This is a genomic window from Azospirillum sp., from assembly GCF_050789165.1.
In genome coordinates this window covers 1-5,542 of sequence record NZ_JBOZRT010000127.1, presented here as the reverse complement: position 1 = coordinate 5,542, position 5,542 = coordinate 1, and the positions used below count along the sequence as shown (strand labels likewise).

The 5,542-nt window shown below is 71.2% G+C and carries 4 protein-coding genes and 1 pseudogene; 2 read left to right on the top strand and 3 right to left on the bottom strand.

Annotated elements, in window-relative coordinates:
* Positions 1–376 (bottom strand): annotated as a pseudogene (locus ACRWK7_RS27425) (TRAP transporter substrate-binding protein DctP); the annotation flags it as partial.
* Positions 377–684: 308 nt separating this feature from the next.
* On the opposite strand from ACRWK7_RS27425, the gene ACRWK7_RS27420 reads away from it, so the two are divergent.
* Both ACRWK7_RS27420 and ACRWK7_RS27415 read left to right on the top strand, forming a co-directional pair.
* The gene (locus tag ACRWK7_RS27420) at positions 685–1,368 is read left to right on the top strand and encodes a GntR family transcriptional regulator (RefSeq protein ID WP_431859739.1); all 684 of its coding nucleotides are present in this window, start codon (positions 685–687) and stop codon (positions 1,366–1,368) included.
* Positions 1,369–1,399: 31 nt separating this feature from the next.
* Positions 1,400–2,032, top strand: coding sequence for a glutathione S-transferase family protein (locus ACRWK7_RS27415; protein WP_431859737.1), 633 nt, complete (start codon positions 1,400–1,402; stop codon positions 2,030–2,032).
* Here ACRWK7_RS27415 and ACRWK7_RS27410 read toward each other — a convergent pair.
* Positions 2,025–4,976 carry a PAS domain S-box protein gene (locus ACRWK7_RS27410; RefSeq protein WP_431859735.1) on the bottom strand — a complete coding sequence of 984 codons (2,952 nt, stop codon included), beginning with the start codon at positions 4,974–4,976 and terminating at the stop codon, positions 2,025–2,027. The two genes, ACRWK7_RS27415 and ACRWK7_RS27410, sit on opposite strands and share 8 nt — an antisense overlap.
* 135 nt (positions 4,977–5,111) lie before the next feature.
* Positions 5,112–5,542: glycine radical domain-containing protein (locus ACRWK7_RS27405; protein WP_431859734.1), on the bottom strand; the 431-nt coding region annotated here is incomplete at its 5' end.

Genomic DNA, 5,542 nt, shown 5'->3' with positions numbered 1-5,542 from the left:
CCTGCTCGTAGCTGGTGACCAGGCACGGCATGAGGCCGAGGTTGGTCTCCGGCACCTCGCCGCCGGCGTAGGGCATCGGGTAGAGCGACAGGTCGAGTGCGCCTTTGCGCATGGCGCTGAACTGCGCCAGCGTCTTCATCAGCGACGAGCCGGGGTACAGCTCGAACTTCAGCGTGCCGGCGGTGCGCTTCTCCACCTCGGCGGCGAAGCGGCGGCACAGGCGGTCGCGGAAGTCACCCTCGTCGATGGTGCCGCCGGGGAACTGGTGCGAGATCTTCAGCACCTTGGCGTCGGCGGCCCAGCCCAGCCGGCTGGCGGCGATGATCGCGGGTGCGGCCATCATGCCGCCGAGGATGGCGCGTCTCGTGAACGTCATGGCGTCTCTCTCCCTCTGGGCACGGCTCCGCCCCGGCGCGGTCCGGAGGCTGGGGAAGCCGCGGTGCTGATGATTAGTGGTGGTGATGGACGGCGCCCGCAGCGCCGAGGCTCAGTCGCCGGACGGGCGTGGTCTGGTCTGGGTCATCGGTTCCTCCCCTGGGCCCGGCGGCGCTTCGTGCGCTCATTGTTGGGCTTGTTGCATTCCGTTATGCGAACCGTGTATACATGTCATCGTTCGTGTATGCAACATCTTCGAATCGCATACCAGAGGCGAAACCGCCTATGATGTCTCCGGGGAGGATCGACATGAGCGATTGTGCGGAACCGAAGCGGAGCCGGGCGACGCACCTGCGCGAGCTGCTGGAGGCGGAGATCGCCTCGGGCAAGCTGCCGCCGGGCAGCCGCCTGGAGGAGCTGGCGCTGGCCGAGCGCTTCCAGGTTTCCCGCACGCCGGTGCGCGAGGCGCTGGCCCAGCTGGCCTCGGCCGGTCTGGTGGAGACGCGTCCGCGCCAGGGGGCGGTGGTGGCGACGCTGAGCGTGCAGAACATCATCGACCGCTTCGAGGTCATGGCGAACCTGGAAGCGCAGTGCGCCGAGCTGTGCGCGCGCCGCATGACCGCCGCGGGCCACAAGACCCTGCTGGACCAGCACCGTCTGTGCGCCGAGATCATTGAGAGCGGCGACACCGACGCCTATTACGACGCGAACCGCCGCTTCCACGAGGTGATCTACGCCGGCTGCGGGAACAGCTACCTCGAGGAGATGACGCGCTCGCTGCGCAACCGCGTCTCGGCGTACCGCCGCATCCAGCTGCGCCACCCGGGACGCCTGCGCAAGTCCTGGGACGAGCACGACGCCATCGTCCGCGCGATCCTGGCGGGCGACGCGGAGACGGCGCGCGAGGCCACCCGGCGCCACATCGCCATCCAGGGCGACACGTTCACCGACTTCATGGCGCTGTTGCGCTCGGCGCAGCTGCAGGTCGCGTGACCACGCGCCCGGCCGACATCAGGGAAAACGCATGACGGGCGAACCGATCACCGTTTGGGGACGCACGACCTCCAGCAACGTGCAGAAGGTGCTGTGGCTGTGCGACGAGCTGGCCATCCCTTTCCACCGCATCGACGCCGGGGGCCGGTTCGGGGTGAACGACACCCCCGCGTACCGCGCCATGAACCCCATGGGCCTGGTGCCGACCGTCAAGGACGGCGACGTGGTGCTGTGGGAATCCAACGCGATCCTGCGCTACCTCGCCGATACCCGCGGCGGCGAGCGTCTCTACCCGCGCGACCCGGTCCGGCGCTCGGTGGTGGAGCGGTGGCTGGACTGGGGGCTCGGCACGCTCAACGGCAAGATGCACCCGCTGTTCTGGCAGCTGATCCGCACCCCGGAGGCCGAGCGTGACCCGGCGCGGATCGCGGCGCTGGCGACGGAGTGCGCCCGGCTCTGGGGCATCCTCGACGGCGCGCTGGTCGGCCAAGTGTTCGTTGCGGGCGATGAGCCGACGCTGGCCGACCTCAGCCTGGCGCCGTGGCTGCACCGTTGGATGCACCTGCCGCTCGACCGGCCGAGCCTGCCGAACGTGGAGGCGTGGCACGCGCGGCTGTCCGGGCAGCCGGGCTACCGGAGGTGGGTCGCGATCCCGCTCAGTTGAGGCCCGCCCGTCCGGCCTCGGCCAGCATGGTGTCGAGGATGCCGACGAGCTGGTCGATCCGATAGGGCTTCGGCAGCACCTGCACGCCGGTGGCGCGGGCGATGTCCTCGCTGTAGCCGGTGGCCAGCACGATCGGCAGGGCGGGAAAACGGCGCTGCGCCTCGCGCGCCAGATCGACGCCGCTCATGCTGCCGGGCATGACCACGTCGCTGAACAGCAGGTCCACCCCGCCTTCCAGCATGGGCAGCGCCTCGTCCGCGGTGGCGGCGCGGGCCACCGAGAAGCCCGCGTCCTCCAGGGCGGCGCCGACCGTCATGGCAACGATGGGGTCGTCCTCCACCACCAGGACGCGGCCCTTGCGCGCCGGCATGCCGATGCAGGCCGAAGGCGGCTTGCCTTCCACCGCCGGAACGCCGTCGCCGCGGGGCAGCAGGAGGTGCACCGTGGTGCCGCCGCCCTCCGCGGACTCGATCCAGGCGGTGCCGCCGGAATGCCGCGCGAAGCCGTAGACCTGGCTGAGGCCGAGGCCGGAGCCCTTGCCGACCTCCTTGGTGGTGAAGAACGGATCGAAGGCCCGCGCCTGGACGTCGGGCGTCATCCCGGTGCCGGTGTCCGAGACCGTCAGCTCCACGAACTCGCCCGCCAGCCCGCTCGGGTGGTCGGCGGCCAGCGCGACGTTGGCGGCCCGCAGAGAGAGCGTTCCGCCCGCCGGCATCGCGTCGCGGGCGTTCACCGAAAGGTTGAGCACGGCCAGCTCGAACTGGGTGGGATCGACCTCGACCGGCCACAGGCCGGCGGTGAAATCGGTGTCGAGCCGGATGTCGGCGCGCAGCGCCCGGTTCAGCAGGCCGGACATGCCGAGCACCCGGTCGCGCAGGTCTACGGGCTCGGGCCGCAGCGCCTGCCGGCGGGCGAAGGCCATGAGCTGCTGGACCAGCTTGGCGCCGCGGTCGATGGCCTGCCGCCCGGAGTCCAGCAGCGGCTGGATCGGCGCGTCCGCCGCCCGGATCTCGATCACCGCGAGGCAGCCAGTCAGCGCCTGGAGCAGGTTGTTGAAATCGTGCGCGACCCCGCCGGTCATCTGGCCGAGCGCTTCCGTCTTCTGCGCCTGCAGCAGCGCCACCTGGGCGCGCTCGCGCTCAGTGGTTTCCTCCGCCACCCGGGCTTCCAGGGTGGTGTTGAGCTGCTGCAGTTCCTCCTCGACCATCTTCCGGTCGTGGATGTCGGTGCTGGAGCCGAACCAGCCGGTGATCCGGCCGGCGCCGTCGCGCAGCGGCTCGGCGCGCGCCAGATGCCAGCGGTACGTGCCGTCGCGGCGGCGGTAGCGCACCTCGATCTCGTACAGCGTGCCGCGGGCGCGCGCCTCGTCCCACTGCGCCGCCGTGCGCGCGACGTCGTCGGGGTGCAGCATCGCGACCCAGCCGTTCGGCAGCGCCTCCGCCGGCGTCTGCCCGGTGTACGCGTACCAGCGGTCGTTGAAGTGGTGCAGCGATCCGTCGGTGTGGGCGAACCAGATGAACGCCGGAGTCAGGTTGGCGATCAGGCGCAGCCGGTCCTCGCCGGCCCGCACGGCCTGCTCGGCCTCGCGGATGTCGGTGATGTCGATGACCGAGCCGACGTAGCCGAGGAAGCGGCCGTCGGCGTGGAAGCGCGGCGCCGCAGCGTCGAGGGCCCAGCGCCAGACACCGTCGGCGCGGCGCAGCCGGAATTCGGTGCGGTAGGCCTGCCGCCGCGCGTTGGCGCCGAGGAAGACGCGTTCGGCGCGCGCTCGGTCGTCGGGGTGGACGGCGTCCAGCCAGCCGAGTCCCTCGCCGGCGCCCGGCGCCTGCCCGGTGAACGCGTACCAGGGCCGGTTCAGGTAGCTGGCCTGGGCGTCCGCCTCGGTGACCCAGATCATCACCGGCGCGTTGTCGGCCATGTCGCGGAAGCGCGCCTCGCTTTCGCGCAGCGCCGTCTCGGCGCGCGCCCGCTCCGCCGTCGCCCAGGTGCGCTCGGCGACCTCGGCCGCCAGCGCCGTTTCGGCCGCGCTCCACACGCGGGGCTCCGGGTGGTGGACGAAGAGCGTCGCCACCAGCCGCTCCTCCTTGACCAGCGGCACGGCCAGCACCGCGCGGATGCCCAGCTCCTCGAAGGCCGCGGTGACGGAGGGGGCGCCGGTGCGTTCGTCCGCGCGCACGTCCGGCATGGCGATCACGTCGCCCCGCCGCAGGGCGGCGATGAGGGGAACGCCAAAGTCGGCGAGCCGGTGGCGGCCGGCGGCGCTGGGAATGCGGCCGTCGCTCCAGTCCTGACCGATGGCGATGACGTCCCCGCCGGCTTCGACTTCGGCGTACCCGACCTGCGCCACGCCCAGGTGGCGGCCGAGCCGCTCGGCCGCGGTGGCGGTCACCGTGCGGAAATCGGCGAGGTCGCGCAGACGGCGTTCGAGGTCGAGCCGGAACGCCTGCTGCCGCTCGGCGACCACCTGCGCCGTGGTCTCGGTGCAGGCGCAGAACATGCCCGCGACGCGGCCGGACTCGTCGCGGATCGGGGAGTAGGAGAAGGTGAAGTAGGTCTCCTCCCGATAGCCGTGGCGCTCCATCACCAGCAGGCGATCCTCGTGGAAGGTCGCCTCGCCGGCCAGCGCGCGGTCGACCAGCGGGACGAGGTCGTCCCAGATGTCGGCCCAGACCTCGGCGAAGGGGCGGCCCAGCGCCTCGGGCTTGTGGCCGAGGATCGGGCGGTAGCTGTCGTTGTAGAGGAAGGTCAGCTCCGGCCCCCACACCGCGAACATCGGGAAGCGGGAGGTGAGCATCAGGTTCACGACCGTGCGCAGCGACTGCGGCCAGGCGGCGAGGGGCCCCAGGGGAGTCCGCGTCCAGTCGAACGCGAGCATGCGCCCACCCATCGAGCCGCCGCCCGCGAAGGCGTCCAGAGCGGTGGGAACGGCAGGCTGGGCGCTCATCGGGCAATCATCATTATAACGGCGACAGGGCACGATATGTGTGTCGCCGGATCGCGAGCGCAACCCGTTAGCTACCGCAAGAAAACAATGAGCCCGCCGGGCAACACACCCGGCGGGCTCTCCCCGTGTTTTTTCCTAGTGCTTGGAGTGGAAGGTGCGGGAGATGACGTCCAGCTGCTGCTCGCGGGTGAGCTTGATGAAGTTCACCGCGTAGCCCGACACCCGGATGGTGAGCTGCGGGTACAGCTCCGGATGGTCCATGGCGTGCAGCAGCGTCTCGCGGTCGAACACGTTCACGTTGATGTGGTGACCGCCCTGCGCGAAGTAGCCGTCCAGCATCCCCACCAGGTTCGCCACCCGCTCGCCCTCCGTCGGACCCAGGCCCGACGGCACGATCGTGAAGGTGTAGGAGATGCCGTCCTGCGCGTGCGCGTAGGGCAGCTTCGCCACCGACGCCATCGACGCGATCGCCCCCTTCCGGTCGCGCCCGTGCATCGGGTTGGCCCCCGGCGCGAACGGCTCGCCCGCCTTGCGCCCGTCCGGCGTCGAGCCGGTCTTCTTGCCGT

Excerpts from the sequence above, each read along its gene's own strand:
- ACRWK7_RS27420 (WP_431859739.1), top strand. The coding sequence starts at position 685 with ATGAGCGATTGTGCGGAACCGAAGCGGAGCCGGGCGACGCACCTGCGC.
- ACRWK7_RS27415 (WP_431859737.1), top strand. The coding sequence starts at position 1,400 with ATGACGGGCGAACCGATCACCGTTTGGGGACGCACGACCTCCAGCAAC.
- ACRWK7_RS27410 (WP_431859735.1), bottom strand. The coding sequence starts at position 4,976 with ATGAGCGCCCAGCCTGCCGTTCCCACCGCTCTGGACGCCTTCGCGGGC.